The organism is Microbacterium sp. E-13 (genome assembly GCF_049912955.1).
Lineage (GTDB): Bacteria > Actinomycetota > Actinomycetes > Actinomycetales > Microbacteriaceae > Microbacterium.
Window position 1 is genome coordinate 1641366 of sequence record NZ_CP183973.1, and the last position, 22760, is coordinate 1664125.

General features: G+C 68.6%; 20 protein-coding genes. 13 read left to right on the forward strand and 7 right to left on the reverse strand.

What is annotated here, in order from left to right:
* The first annotated feature begins 67 nt into the window (after nt 1-67).
* From dnaE to ACN9MP_RS07410, 5 genes are all read left to right on the forward strand, one after another.
* On the forward strand, nt 68-3538 hold the full coding sequence (gene dnaE, locus ACN9MP_RS07390; RefSeq protein ID WP_426325950.1) for a DNA polymerase III subunit alpha: 3471 nt from the start codon (nt 68-70) through the stop codon (nt 3536-3538).
* A gap of 121 nt (nt 3539-3659) precedes the next feature.
* Nucleotides 3660-4784 (forward strand): hypothetical protein, encoded by a 1125-nt coding sequence (locus tag ACN9MP_RS07395; protein ID WP_426325108.1) that lies wholly within the window; start codon nt 3660-3662, stop codon nt 4782-4784.
* Between the two features lie 30 nt (nt 4785-4814).
* The gene (hisD, locus tag ACN9MP_RS07400; protein WP_426325181.1) at nt 4815-6116 is read left to right on the forward strand and encodes a histidinol dehydrogenase; all 1302 of its coding nucleotides are present in this window, start codon (nt 4815-4817) and stop codon (nt 6114-6116) included.
* Between the two features lie 31 nt (nt 6117-6147).
* Nucleotides 6148-6642 (forward strand): transcriptional regulator NrdR, encoded by a 495-nt coding sequence (nrdR, locus tag ACN9MP_RS07405; RefSeq protein ID WP_426325213.1) that lies wholly within the window; start codon nt 6148-6150, stop codon nt 6640-6642.
* A gap of 18 nt (nt 6643-6660) precedes the next feature.
* The gene (locus tag ACN9MP_RS07410) at nt 6661-7686 is read left to right on the forward strand and encodes a quinone-dependent dihydroorotate dehydrogenase (protein WP_426325214.1); all 1026 of its coding nucleotides are present in this window, start codon (nt 6661-6663) and stop codon (nt 7684-7686) included.
* Between the two features lie 39 nt (nt 7687-7725).
* Here the strand turns inward: ACN9MP_RS07410 and ACN9MP_RS07415 are convergent, their stop codons facing one another.
* Nucleotides 7726-8307: a DUF3043 domain-containing protein gene (locus tag ACN9MP_RS07415; RefSeq protein ID WP_426325216.1), complete on the reverse strand. Its 582-nt coding sequence runs from the start codon at nt 8305-8307 to the stop codon at nt 7726-7728.
* 47 nt (nt 8308-8354) lie between these two features.
* Here ACN9MP_RS07415 and ACN9MP_RS07420 point away from each other — a divergent pair, with 47 nt between their 5' ends.
* The 5 genes from ACN9MP_RS07420 to ACN9MP_RS07440 all read left to right on the forward strand — a co-directional run bounded on the left by ACN9MP_RS07420 (nt 8355) and on the right by ACN9MP_RS07440 (nt 13559).
* Nucleotides 8355-9749, forward strand: a complete 1395-nt coding sequence (locus ACN9MP_RS07420) for a dipeptidase (protein ID WP_426325217.1) — start codon at nt 8355-8357, stop codon at nt 9747-9749.
* Nucleotides 9750-9879: 130 nt separating this feature from the next.
* Nucleotides 9880-10245 carry an iron-sulfur cluster insertion protein ErpA gene (gene erpA, locus ACN9MP_RS07425; protein WP_426325219.1) on the forward strand — a complete coding sequence of 122 codons (366 nt, stop codon included), beginning with the start codon at nt 9880-9882 and terminating at the stop codon, nt 10243-10245.
* 185 nt (nt 10246-10430) lie between these two features.
* Nucleotides 10431-11327, forward strand: coding sequence for a cytochrome c oxidase subunit II (gene coxB, locus ACN9MP_RS07430; RefSeq protein WP_426325221.1), 897 nt, complete (start codon nt 10431-10433; stop codon nt 11325-11327).
* Nucleotides 11328-11329: 2 nt separating this feature from the next.
* Complete coding sequence (gene ctaD / locus ACN9MP_RS07435) at nt 11330-13093, forward strand: cytochrome c oxidase subunit I (RefSeq protein ID WP_426325223.1); 1764 nt, start codon at nt 11330-11332, stop codon at nt 13091-13093.
* A 1-nt stretch (nt 13094) separates the two neighbouring features.
* A complete protein-coding gene (locus tag ACN9MP_RS07440) occupies nt 13095-13559 on the forward strand; it encodes a cytochrome c oxidase subunit 4 (RefSeq protein ID WP_426325225.1) in 465 nt (154 codons plus the stop codon).
* A gap of 86 nt (nt 13560-13645) precedes the next feature.
* On the opposite strand, the gene ACN9MP_RS07445 is transcribed toward ACN9MP_RS07440, so the two are convergent.
* The 5 genes from ACN9MP_RS07445 to ACN9MP_RS07465 form a co-directional block, all read right to left on the reverse strand.
* Entirely contained in the window at nt 13646-14065 is a 420-nt protein-coding gene (locus ACN9MP_RS07445; protein WP_426325226.1) for a rhodanese-like domain-containing protein, read from the reverse strand.
* A 375-nt stretch (nt 14066-14440) separates the two neighbouring features.
* Nucleotides 14441-16291: a cytochrome b gene (locus ACN9MP_RS07450; RefSeq protein ID WP_426325228.1), complete on the reverse strand. Its 1851-nt coding sequence runs from the start codon at nt 16289-16291 to the stop codon at nt 14441-14443.
* Entirely contained in the window at nt 16288-17367 is a 1080-nt protein-coding gene (locus ACN9MP_RS07455; protein ID WP_426325230.1) for a Rieske 2Fe-2S domain-containing protein, read from the reverse strand. Before ACN9MP_RS07455 ends, ACN9MP_RS07450 begins: the two co-directional genes overlap by 4 nt.
* A gap of 37 nt (nt 17368-17404) precedes the next feature.
* Nucleotides 17405-18208 carry a c-type cytochrome gene (locus ACN9MP_RS07460; protein ID WP_426325232.1) on the reverse strand — a complete coding sequence of 268 codons (804 nt, stop codon included), beginning with the start codon at nt 18206-18208 and terminating at the stop codon, nt 17405-17407.
* A 20-nt stretch (nt 18209-18228) separates the two neighbouring features.
* On the reverse strand, nt 18229-18870 hold the full coding sequence (locus ACN9MP_RS07465) for an aa3-type cytochrome oxidase subunit III (protein WP_308867497.1): 642 nt from the start codon (nt 18868-18870) through the stop codon (nt 18229-18231).
* Nucleotides 18871-19057: 187 nt separating this feature from the next.
* Between ACN9MP_RS07465 and trpD the strand changes: the two genes are divergently transcribed.
* The 3 genes from trpD (at nt 19058) to ACN9MP_RS07480 (ending at nt 21717) form a co-directional block, all read left to right on the forward strand.
* A complete protein-coding gene (trpD, locus tag ACN9MP_RS07470) occupies nt 19058-20119 on the forward strand; it encodes an anthranilate phosphoribosyltransferase (protein ID WP_426325234.1) in 1062 nt (353 codons plus the stop codon).
* 89 nt (nt 20120-20208) lie between these two features.
* Entirely contained in the window at nt 20209-20697 is a 489-nt protein-coding gene (locus ACN9MP_RS07475) for an aromatic ring-opening dioxygenase LigA (RefSeq protein ID WP_426325236.1), read from the forward strand.
* An 18-nt stretch (nt 20698-20715) separates the two neighbouring features.
* On the forward strand, nt 20716-21717 hold the full coding sequence (locus tag ACN9MP_RS07480) for a PHP domain-containing protein (RefSeq protein WP_426325238.1): 1002 nt from the start codon (nt 20716-20718) through the stop codon (nt 21715-21717).
* Nucleotides 21718-21748: 31 nt separating this feature from the next.
* Here the strand turns inward: ACN9MP_RS07480 and ACN9MP_RS07485 are convergent, their stop codons facing one another.
* Nucleotides 21749-22672 (reverse strand): 5'-3' exonuclease, encoded by a 924-nt coding sequence (locus ACN9MP_RS07485; protein ID WP_426325240.1) that lies wholly within the window; start codon nt 22670-22672, stop codon nt 21749-21751.
* Between the last annotated feature and the right edge of the window lie 88 nt (nt 22673-22760).

Here is a 22760-nt window from a genome sequence, read left to right on the forward strand (position 1 = left end):
CGTCCGTACACTCGATGACGTGGCATCCGACTCCTTCGTTCATCTGCACGTGCACAGCGAGTACTCGATGCTCGACGGGGCGGCCAAGATCGGCGCGATGACGCAGGCGGCGGCCGAGTACGGCATGCCGGCGATCGCCGTCACCGACCACGGCAACACCTTCGCCGCGTTCGAGTTCTACAACGCCGCCAACGCCGCCGGCGTGAAGCCGATCATCGGCCTCGAGGCGTACGTCACCCCGGGCACCCACCGCAGCGACAAGTCCCGCGTCGCGTGGGGCAGCCCGGAGCAGAAGAGCGACGATGTGTCGGGCTCGGGCGCTTACACCCACATGACGATGTGGAGCCAGAGCACGGAGGGGATGCACAACCTCTTCCGCCTCAGCTCGCTGTCGAGCATGGAGGGGTACTACTTCAAGCCCCGCATGGACCGCGAACTGCTCGAGACCTACGGCAAGGGGCTCATCGCGACGACGGGATGCCCGTCGGGCGAGGTGCAGACCCGCCTCAGACTTGGTCAGTACGACGCCGCGCGCGCCGCGGCCGCGGAGTTCCAGGACATCTTCGGCAAGGAGAACTACTTCGCCGAGATCATGGATCACGGGCTCTCCATCGAGCGCCGTGTCATGACCGACTTGTTGCGCCTCGCGAAGGATCTCGACATCCCGCTGGTCGCGACCAACGACTCCCACTACACGCACCAGCACGAGGCCGACGCCCACGCCGCCCTGCTGTGCGTGCAGTCCGGTTCGACGCTCGACGATCCCAACCGGTTCAAGTTCGACGGCGACGGCTACTACGTCAAGACCGCGCAGGAGATGCGGCAGATCTTCCGCGAGCACCCTGAGGCGTGCGACAACACCCTCCTCATCGCGGAGCGCTGCCAGGTGGAGTTCAACACCAGCGCCAACTACATGCCGCGTTTCCCGGTGCCCGACGGCGAGACCGAAGACAGCTGGCTCGTCAAGGAGGTCGAGGCGGGGCTCCACTACCGGTACCCCGGAGGCATCCCCGACAAGGTGCGCAAGCAGGCCGAGTACGAGACCGGGATCATCCTGCAGATGGGCTTCCCCGGCTACTTCCTCGTGGTCGCCGACTTCATCAACTGGGCGAAGGACAACGGCATCCGCGTCGGTCCTGGCCGCGGTTCGGGCGCCGGCTCGATGGTGGCCTACGCCATGCGCATCACGGATCTCGATCCCCTCGAGCACGGGCTGATCTTCGAGCGCTTCCTCAACCCCGATCGCGTGTCCATGCCCGACTTCGACGTCGACTTCGACGACCGCCGCCGCGGCGAGGTGATCGACTACGTCACCGAGAAGTACGGCTCGGAGCGTGTCGCCCAGATCGTCACGTACGGCACGATCAAGTCGAAGCAGGCACTGAAGGACGCCGGACGAGTGCTCGGCTTCCCCTTCAGCATGGGCGAGCGGCTCACGAAGGCGATGCCACCGGCGGTCATGGGCAAGGACATGCCGCTGAGCGGCATGTTCGACGCGCAGCACCCGCGGTTCAAGGAGGCCAGCGAGTTCCGCGCCCTCATCGACACCGATCCCGACGCCAAGACGGTCTTCGACCGGGCGCTGGGACTCGAGGGGCTGAAGCGCCAGTGGGGCGTGCACGCCGCAGGTGTCATCATGTCGAGCGAGCCTCTCCTCGACATCATCCCGATCATGCGCCGGGAGCAGGACGGCCAGATCGTCACGCAGTTCGACTATCCGTCGTGCGAGTCGCTCGGCCTCATCAAGATGGACTTCCTGGGGTTGCGCAACCTCACCATCATCTCGGACGCCCTCGACAACATCCGATCGAACCGGGGGGAGGAGCTCGACCTCGAGCACCTCGCGCTCGACGACCGTGAGGCCTACGACCTGCTGACGCGTGGCGACACACTGGGCGTCTTCCAGCTCGACGGCGGCCCCATGCGGTCGCTCCTGCGGCTCATGAAGCCCGACAACTTCGAAGACGTGTCGGCCGTCATCGCGCTGTACCGCCCCGGTCCGATGGGCGCCAACTCGCACATCAACTACGCGCTGCGCAAGAACGGCCAGCAGGACGTCACCCCGATCCACCCCGAGCTCGAAGAGCCGCTGAAAGACATCCTCGACATCAGCTACGGCCTGATCATCTATCAGGAGCAGGTCATGGCCATCGCCCAGAAGGTGGCCGGGTTCTCACTCGGACAGGCCGACATCCTCCGTCGAGCGATGGGCAAGAAGAAGAAGTCCGAGCTCGACAAGCAGTACGAGGGCTTCTCCGGCGGCATGAAGGAGCGAGGCTTCGGCGAGGGTGCGATCCAGGCGCTGTGGGACATCCTGCTGCCCTTCTCCGACTACGCGTTCAACAAGGCGCACTCCGCCGCCTATGGTCTCGTGTCGTACTGGACGGCCTACCTCAAGGCCCACTACCCCGCCGAGTACATGGCGGCGCTCCTGACGAGCGTCGGAGACTCCAAAGACAAGATGGCGGTCTATCTCAACGAGTGCCGCCGCATGGGGATCAAGGTGCTGCCCCCCGACGTGGGGGAGTCGATCCGCTTCTTCGCCGCCGTGGGTGAAGACATCCGCTTCGGCCTGGGAGCGGTCCGCAACGTCGGCGCGAACGTCGTCGACGGAATCGTGGCGGCGCGCGCCGAACAGAAGTTCACGAGCTTCCACGACTTCCTCGCCAAGGTGCCCGTCCACGTCGCGAACAAGCGCACGGTCGAGTCGCTCATCAAGGCCGGCGCCTTCGACTCCATGGGGTCGACGCGGCGCGCGCTGATGGAGATCCACGAGGACGCCACCGAGGCCGCCGTGCTCGACAAGCGCCGCGAGGCGAACGGCGAAGTGGGCTTCGACTTCGACTCCCTGTGGGGTGACGACGAGCCGCAGCAGGCGGCGAAGGTGCCCGAGCGTCCCGAGTGGACCAAGAAGGACAAGCTCGCCTTCGAGCGGGAGATGCTCGGCCTCTACGTATCGGACCACCCCCTCGCCGGCCTCGAGATCCCGCTCGCGAAGCACGCGTCCACGAGCATCCACGACCTCCTCGCCTCCGAGGACTTGGGCGACGGTGACCAGGTGACGATCGCGGGCCTCGTCACGAGCGTGCAGCACCGGGTGGCCAAGCAGAGCGGCAACCCCTACGGGATGATCACCGTCGAGGACTTCGACGGCGAGATCACCGTGATGTTCATGGGCAAGACGTACACCGAGTTCCAGCACATGCTGCAAGCGGACTCGATCCTCGTCGTCCGGGGCAGGGTGTCGCGGCGCGACGACGGCATGAACCTCCACGCGCAATCGGCGTTCAGCCCCGATCTGGGGGCGATGGACGAGTCGAGCGCGCTCGTGCTGCTCATGCCCGAGCGCCGCGCCTCCGAGGCCCTCATCGGCGAGCTGCTGCAGACGCTGAACCGCCACGCCGGCGACACCGAGGTCTCGCTCAAGCTGCACAGCGGCACGCTGGCGAAGGTCTTCGAGGTGCCGCACACGGTGCGGATCACACCGGATCTCTACGGTGAGCTCAAGGGCCTGCTGGGGCCGCAATGCCTGGGATGAATCCCTGTGCCGGACGGGGCCGCGGGTGTCGCGCCGCGACGAGGCGTCTCATCGGCGTCTCATACGCCGTAGGTAAAATCAGGTCGGCGCGAGCCTCGGGAGTTCGCGGGAAGGATGGATCGTGACGGACGAGAACACGCGTGAGAACGCAGCAGGGTACACCGACGGGGCGGTCGCGGCCGAGGAGGCCCCGCAGTACGGAGTGGGACCCTTCTCGATCCGCGAGATCGCGCTGATGGGGACGTGGGTCGTCGCCTTCGTCGTCTCGTTCTTCCCGATCTACGGGCTGTTCCAAGAGGCGCCGTCGGTCTGGACGAGCGGCATCGACTGGGTGCTGACCATCGGCGTGCCGACGATCGCGGTGTTCCTCATCGTGCTGCGCCGGCTCTCGCCGCAGGGCATCCGCCGGGTCGGCTCGCTCGGCATCGACCAGTTCGCGTCCGTCGCCTTCTCCGTGGCGACCGTGCTATGGCTGTCGATCCTGTGGACCTCGTTCGTCCGCCTCGCCGAAAGGCGCGAGTTCCTCGCCTCGTGGGTCGTATGGGTGGAGTTCTTCCTCATGCTCGCGGGGGTCGCGCTCACCGCGTTCGCGCCGTTCATCCCGCCGTTCGCGCAAGACTTCCGCGGTCGCCCCGAGATCCCGGCGCATCGCAACGCCCGGCCGGTGCGCCCGGTGGCTGCCCGCCCGGCGCCGACGCGGCCCACGGCGCCCGGTGAGGCCCCGTCGGCACCCTCCGCAGAGGACGCGTTCGGTGCACCCGCCGCTCCCGGCGTGCCCTACACCCCGACGGCGGCCGATGGCGACACCGACGTCATCGCCGGCCGGCGCGGCTCCGCCGCGGCGTCCGACGATGCCCGCGCGGGCGACGACTCCGTCACCAGCGTCATGCCGCTCGAGGAGGGCGACGATGTCGTGGCCGCCGACGAGATCGTGCCCGGCGAAGAGCCCGTCGTCGAAGCACCGCGCGCCGATGAGCCGGCGAAGGCCCGGGAGTCGTTCGAGCCCGTCGCGAGCCCGTCGTCGACGGTCGAACCCGCAGCCGCGACCGCTCCTCAGCACCAGGCGTTCTGGGCCCTGGTTCCCGAAGAGCGCGACATCGTCGACGAGATCGGCATCCCGGTGTTCCGGATCGGCCCGACGGCCTGGGCGCTGGTGATCGAAGACCGCGGCGACGCGTTCGTCGTGCGCCACGAGGACGGCCGGATCGGCTACCTGCACGACGTCTCCGGCGTCACGCGCGGCTAGCGCACGGCACCCCCGCGATACCGTAGAAGGATGCTCCGAACGATCGACCTGCGAGGGCGCACGCTCTCGCCCGCCGAACTGCTCGCGACCGTTCCCCGTGCCGCCGCGGCGCGGGAGGAGGCGCTCGCGACCGCTGCTCACATCGTCGACGACGTCGCCGCACGCGGCGAGGCGGCGCTCCGTGAGCAGGCGGAGCGGTTCGACGGTGTGGCGGCGCACGACATCCGCGTGCCGGCCTCGCACCTCGACGAGGCGCTCGCGGCCCTCGACCCCGCCGTGCGGTCCGCGCTCGAGCAGGCGATCGAACGCGTGCGCGAGGCATCCGCCGCCCAGGTTCCCGCCCCGGCGGTGACCCAGCTCGGCCCCGGCGCGCGCGTGACCCAGCGGTGGCAGCCGGTGCGGCGCGTGGGGCTCTACGTTCCCGGCGGCAAGGCCGTCTACCCCTCGAGCGTCGTCATGAATGTGGTGCCGGCCCAGGTGGCGGGCGTCGCCGAGATCGCGCTCGCCTCGCCGCCGCAGCGGGAGTTCGGCGGACGCGTGCATCCCGTGATCCTCGGAGCGGCGCGTCTGCTGGGGGTCACCGAGGTGTACGCGATGGGCGGCGCCGGAGCGATCGGCGCCCTCGCGCACGGAGTGCCCTCGCTCGGGCTCGAGCCGGTCGACGTGGTCACCGGGCCCGGTAACAACTTCGTCGCGGCGGCCAAGCGCGCCGTCGCAGGACTGGTGGGGACGGATGCCGAGGCCGGCGCCACCGAGATCCTCGTGGTGGCCGACGACACGGCCGATGCGCGCCTGGTCGCCGTCGACCTCATCAGCCAGGCCGAGCACGACGAACAGGCCTCGGCGGTGCTCGTGACCACATCCGAGCGGCTCGCCGACGATGTCCAGCGGGCCATCGCACCCCGTGCCGCAGCCACCCGCCACTCCGAGCGGGTCGCCGCGGCGCTCGCGGGACCGCAGTCGGCGATCGTGCTCGTGGACGACCTCCCCGCGGCGACCGCCTTCAGCAACGCCTATGCGCCCGAGCACCTCGAGCTGCACCTCGCCGACCCGCGTGCCGAGGACTTCGTCCACGCCGGTGCGGTGTTCGTCGGCGCCGACTCGCCCGTCAGCCTCGGCGACTACCTCGCCGGCAGCAATCACGTCCTGCCCACCGGCGGACAGGCGCGCTACTCGTCGGGGCTCTCGGCGGCGACCTTCCTTCGGCCGCAGCAGGTCGTCGAGTATGACCGCGACGCTCTCGCCGCCGTCCACGAGGCCATTGTCACCCTCGCGGAGGCGGAGGCGCTTCCCGCGCACGGCGAGGCCATCACCGCCCGGTTCCAGGACTGACACCGCGATCGCGGCGTAGGCTGTCTCTGCCATGCACTGCCCGTTCTGCCGCCACGCCGATTCGCGCGTCATCGACTCACGCACCAGCGACGACGGTCTCAGCATCCGTCGCCGCAGGCAGTGCCCCCAGTGCGGCGGCCGGTTCACCACGATCGAGACCGCCAGTCTCAACGTCATCAAGCGTTCCGGTGTGATCGAGCCGTTCAGTCGCGAGAAGGTCATGTCGGGCGTGCGCAAGGCATGCCAGGGCCGGCCGGTCACCGAGGCGGACCTCGCGATGCTCGCGCAGACCGTCGAGGAGAGCATCCGGCAGACGGGTGCCTCCCAGCTCGACGCCAACGAGATCGGGCTCGCGATCCTCGGGCCGCTGCGCGACCTCGACGAAGTCGCCTACCTCCGCTTCGCGAGCGTCTACCAGGCGTTCGACTCGCTCGAGGACTTCGAGGCGGCCATCGAGCAGCTGCGCGTCGACCACGGGCGTGCCGCCCGAATGCACGAGGAGAGCGCGCAGGCCGCGGCAGAGTGACCGGATAGCCTAGGAGGGATGTATCCCCTCCTCTTCCGCACGGTGCTGTCGCGCATGGATCCAGAGTCGGCACACCACGCCGCGATGGTCGTGATCCGGATGCTGGGGCTCAGGCCCTTCTCCTGGGCGGCACGTGCCATCACCCGGCCCGCACCGCAGCTCGCCACCACGGCGCTGGGGCTGCTCTTCGAGTCTCCGTTCGGCGTGGCGGCGGGATTCGACAAGGACGTCAAGGGCGCCGCCGGCCTCCACGCGCTCGGGTTCGGGCACGTCGAGGTGGGCACGGTGACCGCCATCCCGCAGGACGGCAACCCGCGCCCGCGGCTGTTCCGCCTGATCCCCGACCGGGCGGTGGTCAACCGCATGGGCTTCAACAATCACGGCGCCGCGGCCGCAGCCGCGCGCCTGCGCAAGCTCCGCAAGCGGTCGCGTCGTGCGGTGCTGGGCGTCAACATCGGCAAGAGCCGCGTGGTCGACGTCGCCGAGGCGACGGCCGACTACGTGCGCAGCGCGACGCTGCTGGCGCCACTGGCCGACTACCTCGTCGTCAATGTGTCGTCACCCAACACCCCGGGCCTGCGCGGATTGCAGGCGGTCGAGACACTGCGCCCGCTCCTCGACGCGGTCCGCCACGCCGCCGGCTCGACCCCGCTGCTGGTGAAGATCGCTCCGGACCTGCCCGACGACGAGGTCGCGGCGATCGCACACCTCGCTGTGGACGCCGGCCTCGCGGGCATCATCGCGACGAACACCACGATCTCCCGCGAGGGTCTCGCGACCGACGCGGCGACTGTGGCCGCCGCCGGCGACGGGGGACTCTCGGGCGCGCCGCTGAAGGCACGCGCGCTGGAGGTGCTGCGGCTCTTGCGCACCACGGTGCCCGCTGACTTCGCCGTCATCTCGGTCGGCGGCGTCGAGACCGCGGCCGACGTGCGGGAGCGGTTGGATGCCGGAGCCACCCTCGTGCAGGGCTACACGGCATTCCTCTACCGCGGGCCGCTCTGGGCGCGGCAGATCAACCGCGGTCTCGCAGAGGGCCGCTGACCGCGGTCTGGCGCGCGGCCGGCGCGGGAAGGCTCGGGATCAGGCCGGCTTCTGGCCGCGCTTCACCTGCGGCTTCGGCAGGCGGAGGAAGCGCATCTGCACCGTGCGCATGGCGGCGTACCAGCCCAGGCCCTTCTCGACCTTGCCCTCGCCGAACTTCTTCTTGACCGCGCGCCTGACCGTGATCGACGTGATCACCATGTCGCCGACGACGAAGAGGATGAAGATCCACAGGCCGACGAATGCGTAGTACTGCAGGGCGGCGATCGGAAGGAAGGTCGCCAGGATCACGAGGACCATGGCAGGCATGACCGCCTCGCCGAGGTGCCAGCCGGCGTCCACCCAGTCCCGGACGAACTTGCGCTGCGGGCCCTGGTCGCGCGCCGGGAGGTAGCGCTGGTCGCCGTTGGCCATGCCGATGCGTGCCTTCTCGCGCTGGGCGGCGAGGTCGGCCTTGGCGCGCGCCTTCGCCTCCTTGGTGTCGGGCACGAGGGGACGCTTGCGCGCAGCCTCGCGCTCGGCCCGCGAGGGGGTGGCGCGGCCCTTGCCGGTGGGCGTGCCGTTCAGGACGGTTCCCTCGGAGGGGGCGTCGTTCGGCACGGATTCGGAGTTCTTGGCCACGGATGTTCCTCGAGGTGCGGAGAAGGGGTGCACTTAAGATTACCCGCATGACCCTTGACCTCTCCCGACAGGATGCCGTGCGTCATGCCGCGGCATCCGGCATCCCCTCCGCCCTCGCCGATCTGGGCGGGCTCGTGCGCATCCCGTCCGTCGCCTTTCCGGGGTTCGACCCCGTCCAGGTGCGGCGCAGCGCCGAGGCGGTCGCGGATCTCGTCCGTGAGACCGGGCTGTTCGAGACGGTGGAGATCCGCACCGCGGCGATCCCCGGGACGGGGGAGCAGGGCAACCCGGCCGTGCTCGCCACCCGGGCTGCGCGCAACGGCCGCCCCACGATCCTGCTCTACGCGCACCACGACGTGCAGCCGGTCGGCGACGAGTCGCTCTGGGAGTCGTCGCCCTTCGAGCCCACCGTCCGCGGTGGTCGCCTGTACGGCCGCGGCGCCGCGGACGACAAAGCCGGAGTCATGGCCCATCTGGCTGCGCTCCGCGCTCTGAAGGAAGCCCTCGGCGATGACTTCGACCTCGGGGTGGCGCTCTTCTTCGAGGGGGAGGAGGAAGCGGGCTCCCGCTCGTTCGCACAGTTCCTCTCGGACAACGCCGATGCCCTCCGCGCCGACGTCATCGTCGTGGCCGACTCCGGCAACTGGGATGACAGGACACCTGCGCTGACGGTGTCGCTCCGCGGCAACACGCGGTTCACGCTCCGCGTTCGCACGCTCGCGCACGCGTCGCACTCCGGCATGTTCGGCGGCGCAGTGCCCGACGCCATGATGGCGACGGTCAAGCTGCTCGCCACCCTGTGGGACGAAGACGGTGCCGTGGCCGTCTCGGGCCTCACCGAGCGGGATGCCGAGACCCCGGCCTACAGCGAGGAGACCCTGCGCGATGAGGCCGGGCTTCCCGACGGCGTCTCGCCGATCGGCCGGGGCACCATCCTGAGCCGCATCTGGAACAAGCCGTCGATCACCGTCACGGGCATCGATGCGCCGAGCGTCGTGAACGCGTCGAACACGCTGAGCCCCGAGATCTCCGTCGTGATCAGCGCGCGCATCGCGCCCGGTCAGCCGGCGCGCGAGGCGTATGCGGCCATCGAGCGCCACCTCCGCGAGCACGCGCCGTTCGGTGCGGAGCTGGAGTTCCGCGATCAGGACTACGGCGACGCGTTCCTCGTCGACACGTCGGGGTGGGCCGTCGAGGCCGCGCGCGAAGCGCTGCACGAGGGCTACGGCGTCGAATCCGTCGACATCGGGGTGGGCGGGTCCATCCCCTTCATTGCCGACCTCGTGCGGGAGTTCCCCGGTGCTCAGATCCTCGTCACGGGGGTGGAGGACCCGCACGCCAAGGCGCACAGCCCCAACGAATCCCTTCACCTGGAGACGTTCCGCAACGCCGTCGTGGCCGAGGCGCTGCTCCTGGAGAAGCTCGACGGGCGGGCCGGCTGAGACCCGGGGGGTCCGGGACGGCCGCCGACACGGCCGTCTCGGAGCCACCTCCCGGCGAGGGTGCGTAGAATCGAGGCATCCCGCCGCCTGACGTGATGCAGATCCGAGGCGGCCCGTCTGGAGGAGTGCCATGACCGACACCGCACTGACGACCGAGCAGACCGCCCGCGACCACGGTGTGCTCCTGACCGATGCCGCCGCCGGCAAGGTGAAGAGTCTGCTCGAGCAGGAAGGACGCGACGACCTGCGGCTGCGGGTCGCCGTGCAGCCCGGCGGCTGCAGCGGCCTGATCTACCAGCTCTACTTCGATGAGCGCTACCTCGATGGGGACAAGACCGTCGACTTCGAGGGCGTGGAAGTCATCGTCGACGACATGAGCGTCCCGTACCTCGACGGCGCGACGATCGACTTCAAGGACACCATCTCCGAGCAGGGGTTCACCATCGACAACCCCAACGCGGCCGGCTCCTGCGCCTGCGGCGACAGCTTCCACTGATCGGCACGATCCTGACCCGCTCAGGATCGGAAGACAATTCCGGCGGGTCCGGCGCGCTTCGAATGGCGCCCGGGCCCGCCTTTTTCCGTCTCTCCGACACGACCGAACCTGGATAGATGGCCTGAGTAGGCTGGGCGCTTGCCCTAGACTTGCAGGAGTCCTGTTCGTGATCGGAAAGGTGCAACGTGCCTTCGAAACGCCGTATCCGCTGGGCCGTTCTCCCGGTAGGGATCGCAGCGGCAGCAGTCCTCGCCGGATGCACCCCGACCGAGCTGCACGGCTTCCTTCCCGGGTTCACCGAAGACGGCCAGGCGGCCACGAACCACACCGACATGGTCGCCGGTCTGTGGGTCAACTCCTGGATCGTGCTGCTGGTCGTGGGCATCGTCACGTGGGGACTGATGGGGTGGGCGGCGATCGCATACCGCCGGCGCAAGGGCCAGATGGGTCTGCCCGTCCAGATGCGCTACAACATGCCGATCGAGATCTTCTACACGATCGTGCCGCTCATCCTCGTGATCGGCTTCTTCGCCTTCACGGCGCGCGATCAGACCATCCTCGAGACGCAGTACGACGAGCCCGACGTCTCCATCACCGCGATCGGCAAGCAGTGGTCGTGGGACTTCCAGTACGACGGCGAGAGCGACGACGACACGGTCTGGTCCATGGGCGTCCAGGCGCAGACCGACGAGCGCGGCGACGTCGTCAGCGACCTGCCCACGCTGGTTCTGCCCGTCGACAAGTCGGTCAAGATCAAGCTGCAGTCGCGCGACGTGATCCACTCGTTCTGGATCATCGACTTCCTGTACAAGAAAGACATGTACATCGGCAAGGACAACTACTGGTCCTTCACGCCGACCCGCGAGGGCACGTACGCCGGCAAGTGCGCCGAACTCTGCGGTGAGTACCACTCGATGATGCTCTTCAACGTGGAGGTCGTCAGCGAGGCCGAGTACGAGGACTACCTCGCCTCGCTGCGTGCGGCCGGCCAGACCGGTGACATCAACGACGAATACGACCGTCTGCAGAACTTCCCCGGCACGGGCGGTTCGGGCGAGGCATCCGAAGAGGGAGATCACTGATCATGGCGACGACGCTTCCGCTCCAGGAGACGACGCAGGGTCGCCCCACCACGCTGCCCCCGCGTCAGGCCGCACTGCTCAGCGCCTCGCGCGTCGAGCAGAAGGGCAACATCATCGTCAAGTGGATCACCTCCACCGACCACAAGACGATCGGCTACCTGTACCTCATCTCGTCCGTCGTCTTCTTCCTCCTCGGCGGAGTGATGGCGCTGATCATCCGTGCGGAGCTCTTCGAGCCCGGGATGCAGATCATCCCGACGAAGGAGCAGTACAACCAGCTCTTCACGATGCACGGCACGATCATGCTGCTGATGTTCGCGACGCCGCTCTTCGCCGGCTTCGCGAACGCCATCCTGCCGCTGCAGATCGGTGCACCTGACGTCGCGTTCCCGCGGCTGAACGCCTTCGCGTTCTGGCTGTTCCTGTTCGGCTCGACGATCGCGGTCTCGGGCTTCCTCACCCCGCAGGGTGCCGCTGCGTTCGGCTGGTTCGCCTATCAGCCGCTCGCCAACGCCTCGTTCTCGCCCGGCGCCGGCGGCAATCTGTGGATGCTCGGCCTCGGCATGAGCGGTTTCGGCACGATCCTCGGCGCGGTGAACTTCATCACGACGATCATCACGATGCGCGCGCCCGGCATGACCATGTGGCGCATGCCGATCTTCTCGTGGAACACGCTGGTCACCAGCATCCTGGTTCTGATGGCCTTCCCGGTGCTCGCCGCCGCGATCCTGGCCGCTGCCGCCGACCGCGTGCTCGGCGCTCACATCTACGACCCGGCGAACGGCGGCGTGCTGCTGTGGCAGCACCTGTTCTGGTTCTTCGGCCACCCCGAGGTGTACATCATCGCGCTGCCGTTCTTCGGCATCGTGTCGGAGATCTTCCCGGTCTTCAGCCGCAAGCCGATCTTCGGGTACAAGACGCTGGTCTACGCCACGATCGCGATCGCCGCCCTCTCGGTGGCGGTCTGGGCACACCACATGTACGTGACCGGTGCGGTCCTGCTGCCGTTCTTCGCCCTGATGACGATGCTCATCGCGGTGCCGACGGGCGTGAAGATCTTCAACTGGATCGGCACGATGTGGCGAGGGTCGGTGACCTTCGAGACCCCCATGGTGTTCGCGCTCGGGTTCCTCGTCTCGTTCGTGTTCGGTGGTCTGACCGGCGTGATCCTGGCCTCGCCGCCGCTCGACTTCCACCTGTCGGACTCGTACTTCGTCGTGGCGCACTTCCACTACGTCGTCTTCGGGACGGTCGTGTTCGCGATGTTCGCCGGCTTCTACTTCTGGTGGCCGAAGTGGACCGGGCGCATGCTCAACGAGCGTCTCGGCTACGTCCACTTCTGGATGCTGTTCATCGGCTTCCACATGACCTTCCTGATCCAGCACTGGCTGGGCGTGGACGGCATGGTGCGCCGCTACGCGGACTACGCGGAGCAGGACGGCTTCACGGTGGGCAACCAGGTCTCCACGATCGGCGCCATCATCCTCGGCGCTTCGATGATCCCCTTCCTCTTCAACGTGTGGATCACGTCGCGCAAGGCGCCGAAGGTCACGGTCAACGACCCGTGGGGCTACGGGGCTTCGCTCGAGTGGGCGACCTCCTGCCCGCCGCCGCGTCACAACTTCACGTCGATCCCGCGCATCCGCAGCGAGCGGCCCGCGTTCGACCTGAACCACCCCGAGGCAGGTATCCCGGTGGGCGTCGGTCCGGCGAAGGACGCCCCCGAAGCCCCGGTTGCCGACCTCGCCGATGGAGAGGTGAAGTAAGGTGCGCACGAACACCGGACTCTGGTGGCTGCTGTCCGCGTTCTTCTTCCTGGTCGCGGTGATCTACACCGCGTGGAACCTGATCTCGCACTGGGACACGAACGCCACCGGCGGCCAGCAGATGTGGGAGACGGTCACGCTCTCGATCGAGTGGGTCGGCAGCATCGCGCTCCTCTTCACCTCCCTCATGGGCGCACTCATCGCGTTCTACGTCGGCAGGGTGCACAAGGCCCAGGGCGGCGAGCTCCCGGAAGACATCCTGACGTCCGACATCGACGACGGCGACCCGGAGCTGGGTGAGTTCAGCCCCTGGTCGTGGTGGCCCATCGTTCTGGCCTTCTCGGCGTCGCTGGGCATGATCGGTCTCGCCGTGGGCGCCTGGCTCATGCCGATCGGCATCGGCGTGTTCGTGGTCGCCATCGTCGGCTGGGTTTACGAGTACTATCGCGGATACTTCGCCCGCTGATCCGGCTCTTCCGGTCCTTCAGACCGTACGAAGATGGCCCCGTCTCCTGACGGGGCCATCTTCTTTCTCTCGCGGCGTGCAGCCACTCAGCCCGCGACAGGAGCGCGCACGACCATCACCTGCGCGTCGAACACGCGGGGGAGTGCGCCCTCATCGTTCTCGGTCGGTTGACCCTCACGCACCCAGTATTCGTAGCCGCCGATCATCTCTCTGACGGCGAAGCCGAGCTTCGCGAACTCGAGGGCGCCCTTTGCGCCGGCGTTGCAGCCGGGGCTCCAGCAATACACGACGACCGGTGTGGAGGCGGCGATCTCACGGGGTGCACGCTCGGCGATCTCGCGGTACGGCATGTGGATGGCGCCGACGATGCGGCCCTGTGCCCACGCTTCCTCACCGCGGACGTCGACGAGGACGAATCGCTCGCCGGCCTTCTGCGCCTCATACACGTCGGAGGGATCGGTCTCGAGGGCGAGCTTGGTGGAGAAGTAGCTGAGCGCGTCGGTCATGACACCACGCTACGTCAGCGAGCAGATGACGCTCCCGGCGTCGGCGGACAACCTGCGACGGGATCCTGCCGACCCTGCAGAGCGCTGCTGGCCGGGCCATGACGCGTCGGCGCGCCGAACCTGCAGCTCTGGTGGCGCGGCACGCGGCATCCGTCCGTCCATCCCGCGTGTTGCGCCACCCGAACTCCCGGCGGCCTCCCGGCGCCTGAGACAGCGCCTGAAGCGCGAGTCGGCCCGTGGTGCCGCTTCCCGGGTGGGAAGCGACCACAGCGGCCGACTCGGGACACGGGGTGAGGCGCCGAACCCGAAATGACGGATGCCCCGGCACGATCGTGATGATCGGGCCGGGGCATCCGTCGACGAAGCGGTGACGACCTACTGGTCGATCTCCTTCTCGCGGTTGCGCGGCGCCTTGGTGCCCGCCTCCGGCTCGGGGACGATCACGTTCGAGGGGCGCACGGGCACCTCGCCGTGCTTTCCGTCGTCGATGGGCTTGTGCGGGGCGTCGGGCACGCCGGCGCGCTCGTGGGCGGCCTGCAGCTCGGCGTCTTCTTCCTCAGCGATGTGCTCGAGATCGTGGTGCTGGTGAGCCAGTGCCGCGTCGAGTTCGCTCTGGGTGACGGGCGTGAGACGGTCCTCGAAGAACCAGCGCGAGATCGACGCACGAAGGTTCTCGTGCCACGGGATCTGGCCCTTGGCGTTCGGCCGCACCACGAGCGGCTCGTAGGTGTCGAAGTCGGCGAGCTTGAAGCGCTCGTACTCGTCGACCGGCTGGTGCACCTCGATGTACTCGCCGCCGGGGAGGCGGACGATCCGACCCGACTCGTAGCCGTGCAAGGCGATCTCGCGGTCCTTCTTCTGCAGCGCGATGGCAAGGCGCTTCGCGACGAAGTAGGCGATGATCGGGCCCGCGATGAGCAGCACCTGCAGCGTGTGGATCACGCCTTCCATCGTCAGCCAGAAGTGCGTGGCGATGATGTCGGACGATGCCGCAGCCCACATGACCGCGTATGCCGTGACCCCCGCCGCACCGATGGCCGTGCGGGTCGCCGCGTTGCGCGGACGCTGGGCGATGTGGTGCTCGCGCTTGTCGCCGGTCACCCAGGCCTCGATGAACGGGTAGATCATGACGAGCACGATGAAGATGCCGATCACGGTGAGCGGCACGAGGATGTTGAACGACCACGTGCGGTCGAGGAACACGACCTCCCAGCCCGGCGGGATCAGGCGCAGCATGCCGTCTGCGAAGCCGATGTACCAGTCCGGCTGGGTGCCGGCGGAGACGGGTGACGGGTCGTACGGGCCGTAGTTCCAGATCGGGTTGATCGTGAAGAGCGAGGCGATGAGCACGATCACGCCGAACGTGATGAACAGGAAGCCGCCCATCTTCGACATGTAGACCGGCATCATGGGGTACCCGACGACCACGCTGTTGGTGCGGCCGGCGCCCGCGAACTGCGTGTGCTTGTTGATCACCATCAGCATCAGGTGGACCACGAGCAGTCCCACCAGGATGGCGGGGAGTAGCAGGATGTGCAGCGTGTACAGGCGGCCGACGATCGCGGTGCCGGGGAACTCTCCGCCGAACAGCAGGAACGACGTCCAGGTGCCGATGATCGGGATGCCCTTGACCATGCCGTCGATGATGCGGAGACCGTTGCCGGAGAGCACGTCGTCGGGGAGCGAGTAGCCCGTGAAGCCCTCGCCCATCGCCAGGATGAAGAGCACGAAGCCGATCACCCAGTTCAGCTCGCGGGGCTTGCGGAACGCGCCGGTGAAGAACACCCGCAGCATGTGCACGCCGATGCCGGCGACGAACACGAGGGCGGCCCAGTGGTGGATCTGGCGCACGAGCAGGCCGCCGCGCAGGTCGAACGAGATCTCGAGGGTCGAGGCCATGGCGGCCGACATCTCGACGCCGCGCATCGGGATGAACGCGCCGTCGTAGTGGGTCTCGGTCATCGAGGCCTGGAAGAAGAACGTCAGGAACGTTCCGGTCAGGAGGATGACGACGAATGCCCACATGGCGATCTCGCCGAGCATGAACGACCAGTGGTCGGGGAAGATCTTGCGGCCGAGCTCCTTCACGAAGCCCGAGAGGCTCGTGCGCTCGTCGATGTAGTTGGCGGTGGCGCCGATGAAGCGGCCACCGAGAGGCTTGTCGCGTCCGTTGGGCGAGACGGGAGCCGCGGGAGCCTCAGGCCGGGTAGGGGTTGCGGTGCTCAATGACGCTCCCAGAAGCTCGGGCCGACGGGTTCGAGGAAGTCGCTCCGGGCGACCAGATAGCCCTCGTCGTCGACGGTGATCGGCAGCTGCGGCAGCGGACGTGCCGCAGGTCCGAAGATGACCTTGGCGTGGTCGGTGACGTCGAACTGCGACTGATGGCACGGGCACAGCAGGTGGTGGGTCTGCTGCTCGTAGAGGGCGACGGGGCAGCCGACGTGCGTGCACACCTTGGAGTACGCGACGATGCCGTTGTACGACCACTCCTTGCGCTCCTCGGACTCCGTCAGCTGCTCGGGCAGCAGGCGGACCAGGAGGACGATCGCCTTGGCCTTCTCCTCGAGGTAGCCCTCGCTGTGCGAGACCTCGGCGAGAGCTTCGGGGATGACGTGCACGGCGGACCCGAGAGTGAGGTCGGCCGCGCGGATCGGCTCGCCGGAGGGGTCGTGCGCCAGGCGCATCCCTTCCTTCCACATCGTGTGCTCGAGGAGGTACACGGGGTCGCCCGCGTGCGGCCGCTCGGGCGAGTTGAACGGCGCGAGCCCGCGGAAGAGCACCACGCCCGGGACGACGGATGCCACGAGCGCAGCGATGAGGGAGTTGCGGACCATCGCGCGGCGCCCGAAGCCCGAGTCGGCATCGGCGTCGGCGAACGCCTTGATCGCCGCCTCGCGCGTCGTGTCACGACCGCGGGTCGCGTGGCGAGGCTCGACGAACTCCTTGTCGGACATGACGGCCTTGGACCAGTGGATGGCGCCGATGCCGATGGCCAGCAGCGCGAGGGCGATGCCGAGCCCGACGAAGAGGTTGTTGTTGCGGATGTCGACGATCCGGCCGCTCTCGATCGGGAAGAGCATGTAGGCCGCGATCGCCCAGATGCTTCCGGCGATCGACAGGTAGAACAGCGTGTAGATCGTGCGCACGGCCCGCTGCATCGCGGCGGGGTCCGTGTCGGTCATCCGCTCGCGGTGCGGGGGGAGCCCAGGGTTGTGCACCGGGTCGGGGACCGCGACGGCGAGCCCGGGGGAGGGCTTCCAGGAAGCCCTCTCGTGCTCGAGCGGGTCGTCCTCGTGGGCCATGCTGCTCCTCGTCAGTGTTGCGTGTGTCGTACGTAGATCAGTTGGACTTCGCCGTGATCCACACGGTGATGGCGATCAGCGAGCCGATGCCGAAGATCCAGATGAAGAGGCCCTCGGAGACGGGGCCGAGCGAGCCGAGCGAGAAGCCGCCCGCCGACTCGTTGTCCTGCAGGTAGAGCAGGTAGGTGATGATGTCGCGCTTCTCTTCGGTGGTCAGCGTCATGTCGTTGAACACCGGCATGTTCTGGGGACCCGTGACCATGGCCGCGTACATGTTGAGCGGAGTCGTGCTGTGCAGGTTCGGTGCGTACTTGCCCTCGGTGAGCGCACCGCCGGCCCCGGCCACGTTGTGGCACATGGCGCAGTTGATGCGGAAGAGCTCGCCGCCCTCGGACGTGTTGCCCTTGCCGTCCAGGACCTCGTCGTCGGGGAAGGACGGCCCCGGCGCGATCGACTGGATGTACTCGCCGATCGCGGCGATCTGCTCATCGGTGAACTGCGCCGGCTTCTGCGGAGCCTGCGGGCCCTGCATCTGCAGCGGCATGCGACCGGTGCTCATCTGGAAGTGGACCGCGAGCTCGCCGACCCCGTAGAGCGACGGGCCGTCTTCCGTGCCCTGCACGTCGAGGCCGTGGCAGGTGGCGCAGTTGGCCTGGAAGAGCCTCTGGCCGTCCTCGACCGTGAGCGCGGAGTTCGCGACGGTGGTCTCCGGCCCCGTGGCCGCCATCGCGGCCGATGCGCCGGCATAGACGCCGCCGGTGATGAGCAGGCCGATGCCGATCAGTGCTGCTGCGGCCCAGGGGCTGCGGCGGCCTGAGCGGCGCGTGGTCTCTCGTGCCATGTCGGGTTTCAGCTCCGCTCTCACTTGAGGAAGTAGATGACGAGGAAGAGGGCGATCCAGACGACGTCGACGAAGTGCCAGTAGTACGACACGACGATCGAGGACGTCATCTCTTTGCGCCCGAAGTTCTTGACGGCGTACGCGCGGCCGATCACGAGGAGGAAGGCGATGAGGCCGCCCGTCACGTGGAGGGCGTGGAAGCCGGTGGTGAGGTAGAAGGCCGACGCGTACGAGTTCGCGCTGATCGGCATGCCCTCGGTGACGAGCTGGGCGTACTCCCACACCTGGCCCGAGACGAAGATCGCGCCCAGGGCGAAGGTCAGCCAGAACCACTCGACCATGCCCCAGCCGAGCCAGCCGCGCTTCTTCAGCGAGTAGGGCTGGAAGCGCTCCGCGGCGAACACGCCCATCTGGCAGGTGACCGACGACAGCACGAGGATGATCGTGTTGACGGTCGCATAGGGGATGTTCAGCAGCTGCGTCTCCTGCGCCCACAGTTCGGGCGAAGTGCTGCGCAGGGTGAAGTAGATCGCGAAGAGACCCGCGAAGAACATCACCTCGCTGCCGAGCCACACGATGGTTCCGACGGCGACCGGATCCGGCCGCTTGACGGACCGCATGGCCTGGGAGTAGGTCGCTGTGGAGGTCGTCACGCTCCCCATTATGGCCGATCCTCGACGGCGATTTTCGCATCGGAGGTCATGTCTTCGGGTCTGCGGTGACTTAGGGGAACCTAAAAGCTCGCTGCGACTCTGCCGTGAACCCGTGGTGAAGACGCAGAATCGCTCGGCGAGGTACGCCGTGTCACGAAAACGTTCCGATTCGGGCCCGCGGCTAGGCTTGCTGCTTATGGCGGAGCTCTACACCTGGCCGGACATCCTCACCACGCTGCTGGAGCGGCGCGACCTCAGTGTCTCGGAATCCACGTGGGCGATGCGCCAGATCATGTCGGGCCGCGCGACGCCCTCGCAGCTGGCCGGCTTCCTGGTCGCACTGCGAGCCAAGGGGGAGACGGTCGACGAGATCGTGGGCTTCCGCGACGCGATCCTGGAGGCTGCGCTGCCGCTTCCGGTCGACGCCGCGGTGCTCGACATCGTGGGGACCGGCGGCGACCGCTTCGGCACCGTCAACGTCTCGACCATGTCGGCACTGGTGGCCGCGGCATCCGGCATTCCGGTCGTGAAGCACGGCAACAAGGCGGCGAGCTCGTCGTCCGGTTCGTCGGACGTGCTGGGGGCGCTCGGCGTCGACCTCGCGCTCTCGCCCGACGCCGTCGCAGAGACCCTCTCGCGCGCCGGCATCACGTTCGCCTTCGCCGCCGCGTTCCACCCTGGTTTCCGGCACGCCGGGGCGACGCGCAGCGAGCTCGGCGTGCCCACCGTCTTCAACTTCCTCGGCCCCCTGTGCAACCCGGCCCGTGCCGAGGCGAACGCGGTCGGCGTCGCGCACCTCGACCGCGTCCCGCTGATCACGGGCGTCTTCCGCACGCGCGGGGCCACCGCCCTGGTCTTCCGCGGCGACGACGGCCTGGACGAGCTCACCACGACCGGGCACAGCCGACTGTGGGAGGTGAGCCGCGGCGACATCCACGAGCACGACCTCGACCCCCGCGACCTCGGCATCCCGCTCGCCGACATCGAGGACCTGCTCGGCGGCGATCCGGCTCACAACGCCGCGGTCGTGCGGCGGGTGCTCGGCGGTGAGGAGGGCGCGGTGCGCGACATCGTGCTGCTCAACGCCGCTGCCGGCATCGTCGCGTACCGGCTCTTCCGCGACGCCGCCCAGGTGCAGCGGCCGATCCTCGAGCGCCTCGCGGAGGCACGGGACGACGCCGCACTGGCCATCGACAGCGGTGCCGCCACGGCCACGCTCGAGCGCTGGGTCGAGACCACGCGCAGCCTCGCCGCCTGACGGCGATATGCACGGCGAGGCGCTCTTCCCCGACGCCGGGACCCGCCGCTAGCGTGTGGCTCAACGAACCCGTTTTCGAGGAGGACGGCATGAGCCAGGAAGAGCCCCGCACCACCGACACGGTCGAGCCCCCCGTCAAGAGCGTCGGCCTCGTGAAGGCCGTCGGCATCCTCGGGATCATCGGCGGCGTGCTGCTCATCGTGGTGGGCATCATCGCGTGGATCGGAGTGACCAGCCAGCTCACGGCTGAGAACATCACCATCCCCGACGATGCCGCGGCCTTCCAGGGCCAGCAGGTGACCGGCCCGTTCACGGCCTATGTGCAGGCCGACATCATCAACACCCACGCGCTCGAGGCGTCGGGCGGCAAGACCTACGCCGAGCTCGACCAGGACGACCCGGTGCGCGCGACCGTGATGCAGGCCTCGTTCCTGCGGGCCTCCCTCTTCACGTCGGTGGTGGCGTACGGCGTCGCCCTCTTCGCCGCGGGCATGGGGGTGCTCTCGATCCTCTTCGGCTGGGCGATCCACCGCCTCGCGAGCGTGCCGGTGGTGATCAAGCGCTCGTTCGTCTCCTGAACTGCGGGGACCGGCCACGTGGATCCCTATGATGCCCTCTCCGAGATCGCGACGCTGCTCGAGCGCGAGCGCTCCTCGCGCTACAAGTCGAAGGCGTTCCGCACCGCTGCGGACGCCATTCTGGGGCTGAGCGACGAGGAGCTCCGGGATGCTGCGGCCCTTCGTCGCCGCAAAGGCATCGGCGATTCCACCTTCGCGGTGATCCAGGAGGCGCTCGCCGGCGGGGTGCCGGGCTACCTCGCGGATCTGCGCGAGCGGGCGGGCGTGGAGCGCGCGTCCACGCTGCGACCGCTGCTGCGCGGCGACCTGCACTCGCACAGCGACTGGTCGGACGGCCTCACCTCGATCGACCTGATGGTGGCCGCGGCGCGGCGGCTCGGTCACGAATACCTTGCGCTCACCGACCACTCGCCGCGCCTGACCGTGGCCAACGGGCTGTCGCCGGAGCGCCTGCGGGCGCAGCTCGAGGTGGTGGCAGGCATGAGCGGCGAGGGGTTCACTCTGCTGTCGGGGATCGAGGTCGACATCCTCGAGGATGGCGGCATCGACCAGGAGCCCGAGCTGCTCGAGCGCCTCGACGTGGTGGTCGCGTCGGCCCACTCCAAGCTCCGGATGGAGCGCGGGCCCATGACGCGGCGGCTGGTCGCGGCCGTGTCCGATCCGCGCGTCGACGTGCTGGGGCACGTCACCGGCCGCCTCGTCGAGGGATCTCGGGGCACCAGGCCGCCGTCGACCTTCGACGCGCGCGCGGTGTTCGAGGCGTGCGAGGCGCACGGCGTCGCCGTCGAGATCAACTCGCGGCCCGAGCGACAGGATCCCCCGGACGAGCTCATGATGCTGGCGCTGGAGATCGGATGCCTCTTCTCCATCGATTCCGACGCGCATGCGCCCGGTCAGCTTTCGCTGCTGGACTACGGGGCGGAGCGCGCGGAGCGGCTGGGCGTTCCTCCCGAGCGCATCATCACGACGTGGCCGCTGGACCGGCTGCGGGAGTGGACCGGGCGCGAGCGGGGCGCCTGACGGCCGACCTCTCCGGGCGGGGCGCGGCTGGTCAGACGGTGTCGAGCGCGTCGACGATCCTGGTCATCGACGCGCCGAGGGCCCACCGCTCGGCGAGGGCGGCAGCAGCCGCTTTCGCCTGTTCATCGAGGGGGCTCAGGCGCGGGTCGGGCACCTCGAGCGGGAGATCGCGCACGACCGCCACGACGCGAGGAGCGACGGCGAGATACGGGAGGCCCGCGAGCACCTTCGCCCGCACACCGGCCGCCATGCCCTCGCCGCGTTCGGCGGCGGCGACGATGCCGGCGAGGTCGCCGTGCGTCGCGAGCAGGCCGGCGGCGGTCTTCTCGCCGATGCCGGCGACTCCCGGCAGTCCGTCGGAGGAGTCGCCGCGCAGGGTGGCGAAGTCGGCGTACTGCGACGGCAGCACGCCGTACTTCGCGACCACCGCGGCGTCGGTGAGCACCTCGAGGTTGCTCATGCCGCGCGCGGTGTAGACGACGCGGACGTCGCGCCCATCGTCGACGAGCTGGAAGAGATCGCGGTCGCCGGTCACGATGTCGACCGGCATCGCGGAGGTCGTCGCCAGAGTGCCGATCACGTCGTCGGCCTCGTGCGCGGGTGCGCCCGCGATCCGGATGCCGAGGGTGTCGAGCGCCTCGCGGATCACCGGAACCTGCACTTCGAGCGGGTCGGGCACCTCTTCGATGTCGGGCCCGCTCGCGACGACCTCGGCGACGCGATGCGTCTTGTAGGTCGGGATCAGGTCGACGCGCCACTGCGGGCGCCAGTCGTCGTCCCAGCAGGCGACGAGATGGGTGGGCCGGTAGGTCGTCACGAGCCGCGTGATGATGTCGAGGAATCCGCGGACCGCATTCACCGGCGTGCCGTCGGGTGCGCGCACAGTGTCGGGCACCCCGTAGAACGCGCGGAAGTACAGGGACGCGGAGTCGAGCAGCATCAGGCGGTCGGTCACGCGTTCATCCTGACATGTGCCGCCGACGCCCGAGGGTGGAGGCCGCCGACACCCGCCGTTCACTTCCCGGACCGGTGGCCGTCGCGCT

Coding starts and splice junctions, on each gene's coding strand:
- ACN9MP_RS07465 (WP_308867497.1), bottom strand. CDS start 18,870: ATGGGGAGCGTGACGACCTCCACAGCGACCTACTCCCAGGCCATGCGG.
- ctaD (WP_426325223.1), top strand. CDS start 11,330: ATGGCGACGACGCTTCCGCTCCAGGAGACGACGCAGGGTCGCCCCACC.
- ACN9MP_RS07445 (WP_426325226.1), bottom strand. CDS start 14,065: ATGACCGACGCGCTCAGCTACTTCTCCACCAAGCTCGCCCTCGAGACC.
- ACN9MP_RS07455 (WP_426325230.1), bottom strand. CDS start 17,367: ATGGCCCACGAGGACGACCCGCTCGAGCACGAGAGGGCTTCCTGGAAG.
- trpD (WP_426325234.1), top strand. CDS start 19,058: ATGGCGGAGCTCTACACCTGGCCGGACATCCTCACCACGCTGCTGGAG.
- ACN9MP_RS07420 (WP_426325217.1), top strand. CDS start 8,355: ATGACCCTTGACCTCTCCCGACAGGATGCCGTGCGTCATGCCGCGGCA.
- ACN9MP_RS07475 (WP_426325236.1), top strand. CDS start 20,209: ATGAGCCAGGAAGAGCCCCGCACCACCGACACGGTCGAGCCCCCCGTC.
- hisD (WP_426325181.1), top strand. CDS start 4,815: ATGCTCCGAACGATCGACCTGCGAGGGCGCACGCTCTCGCCCGCCGAA.
- nrdR (WP_426325213.1), top strand. CDS start 6,148: ATGCACTGCCCGTTCTGCCGCCACGCCGATTCGCGCGTCATCGACTCA.
- dnaE (WP_426325950.1), top strand. CDS start 68: ATGCTCGACGGGGCGGCCAAGATCGGCGCGATGACGCAGGCGGCGGCC.
- erpA (WP_426325219.1), top strand. CDS start 9,880: ATGACCGACACCGCACTGACGACCGAGCAGACCGCCCGCGACCACGGT.
- ACN9MP_RS07460 (WP_426325232.1), bottom strand. CDS start 18,208: ATGGCACGAGAGACCACGCGCCGCTCAGGCCGCCGCAGCCCCTGGGCC.
- ACN9MP_RS07410 (WP_426325214.1), top strand. CDS start 6,661: ATGTATCCCCTCCTCTTCCGCACGGTGCTGTCGCGCATGGATCCAGAG.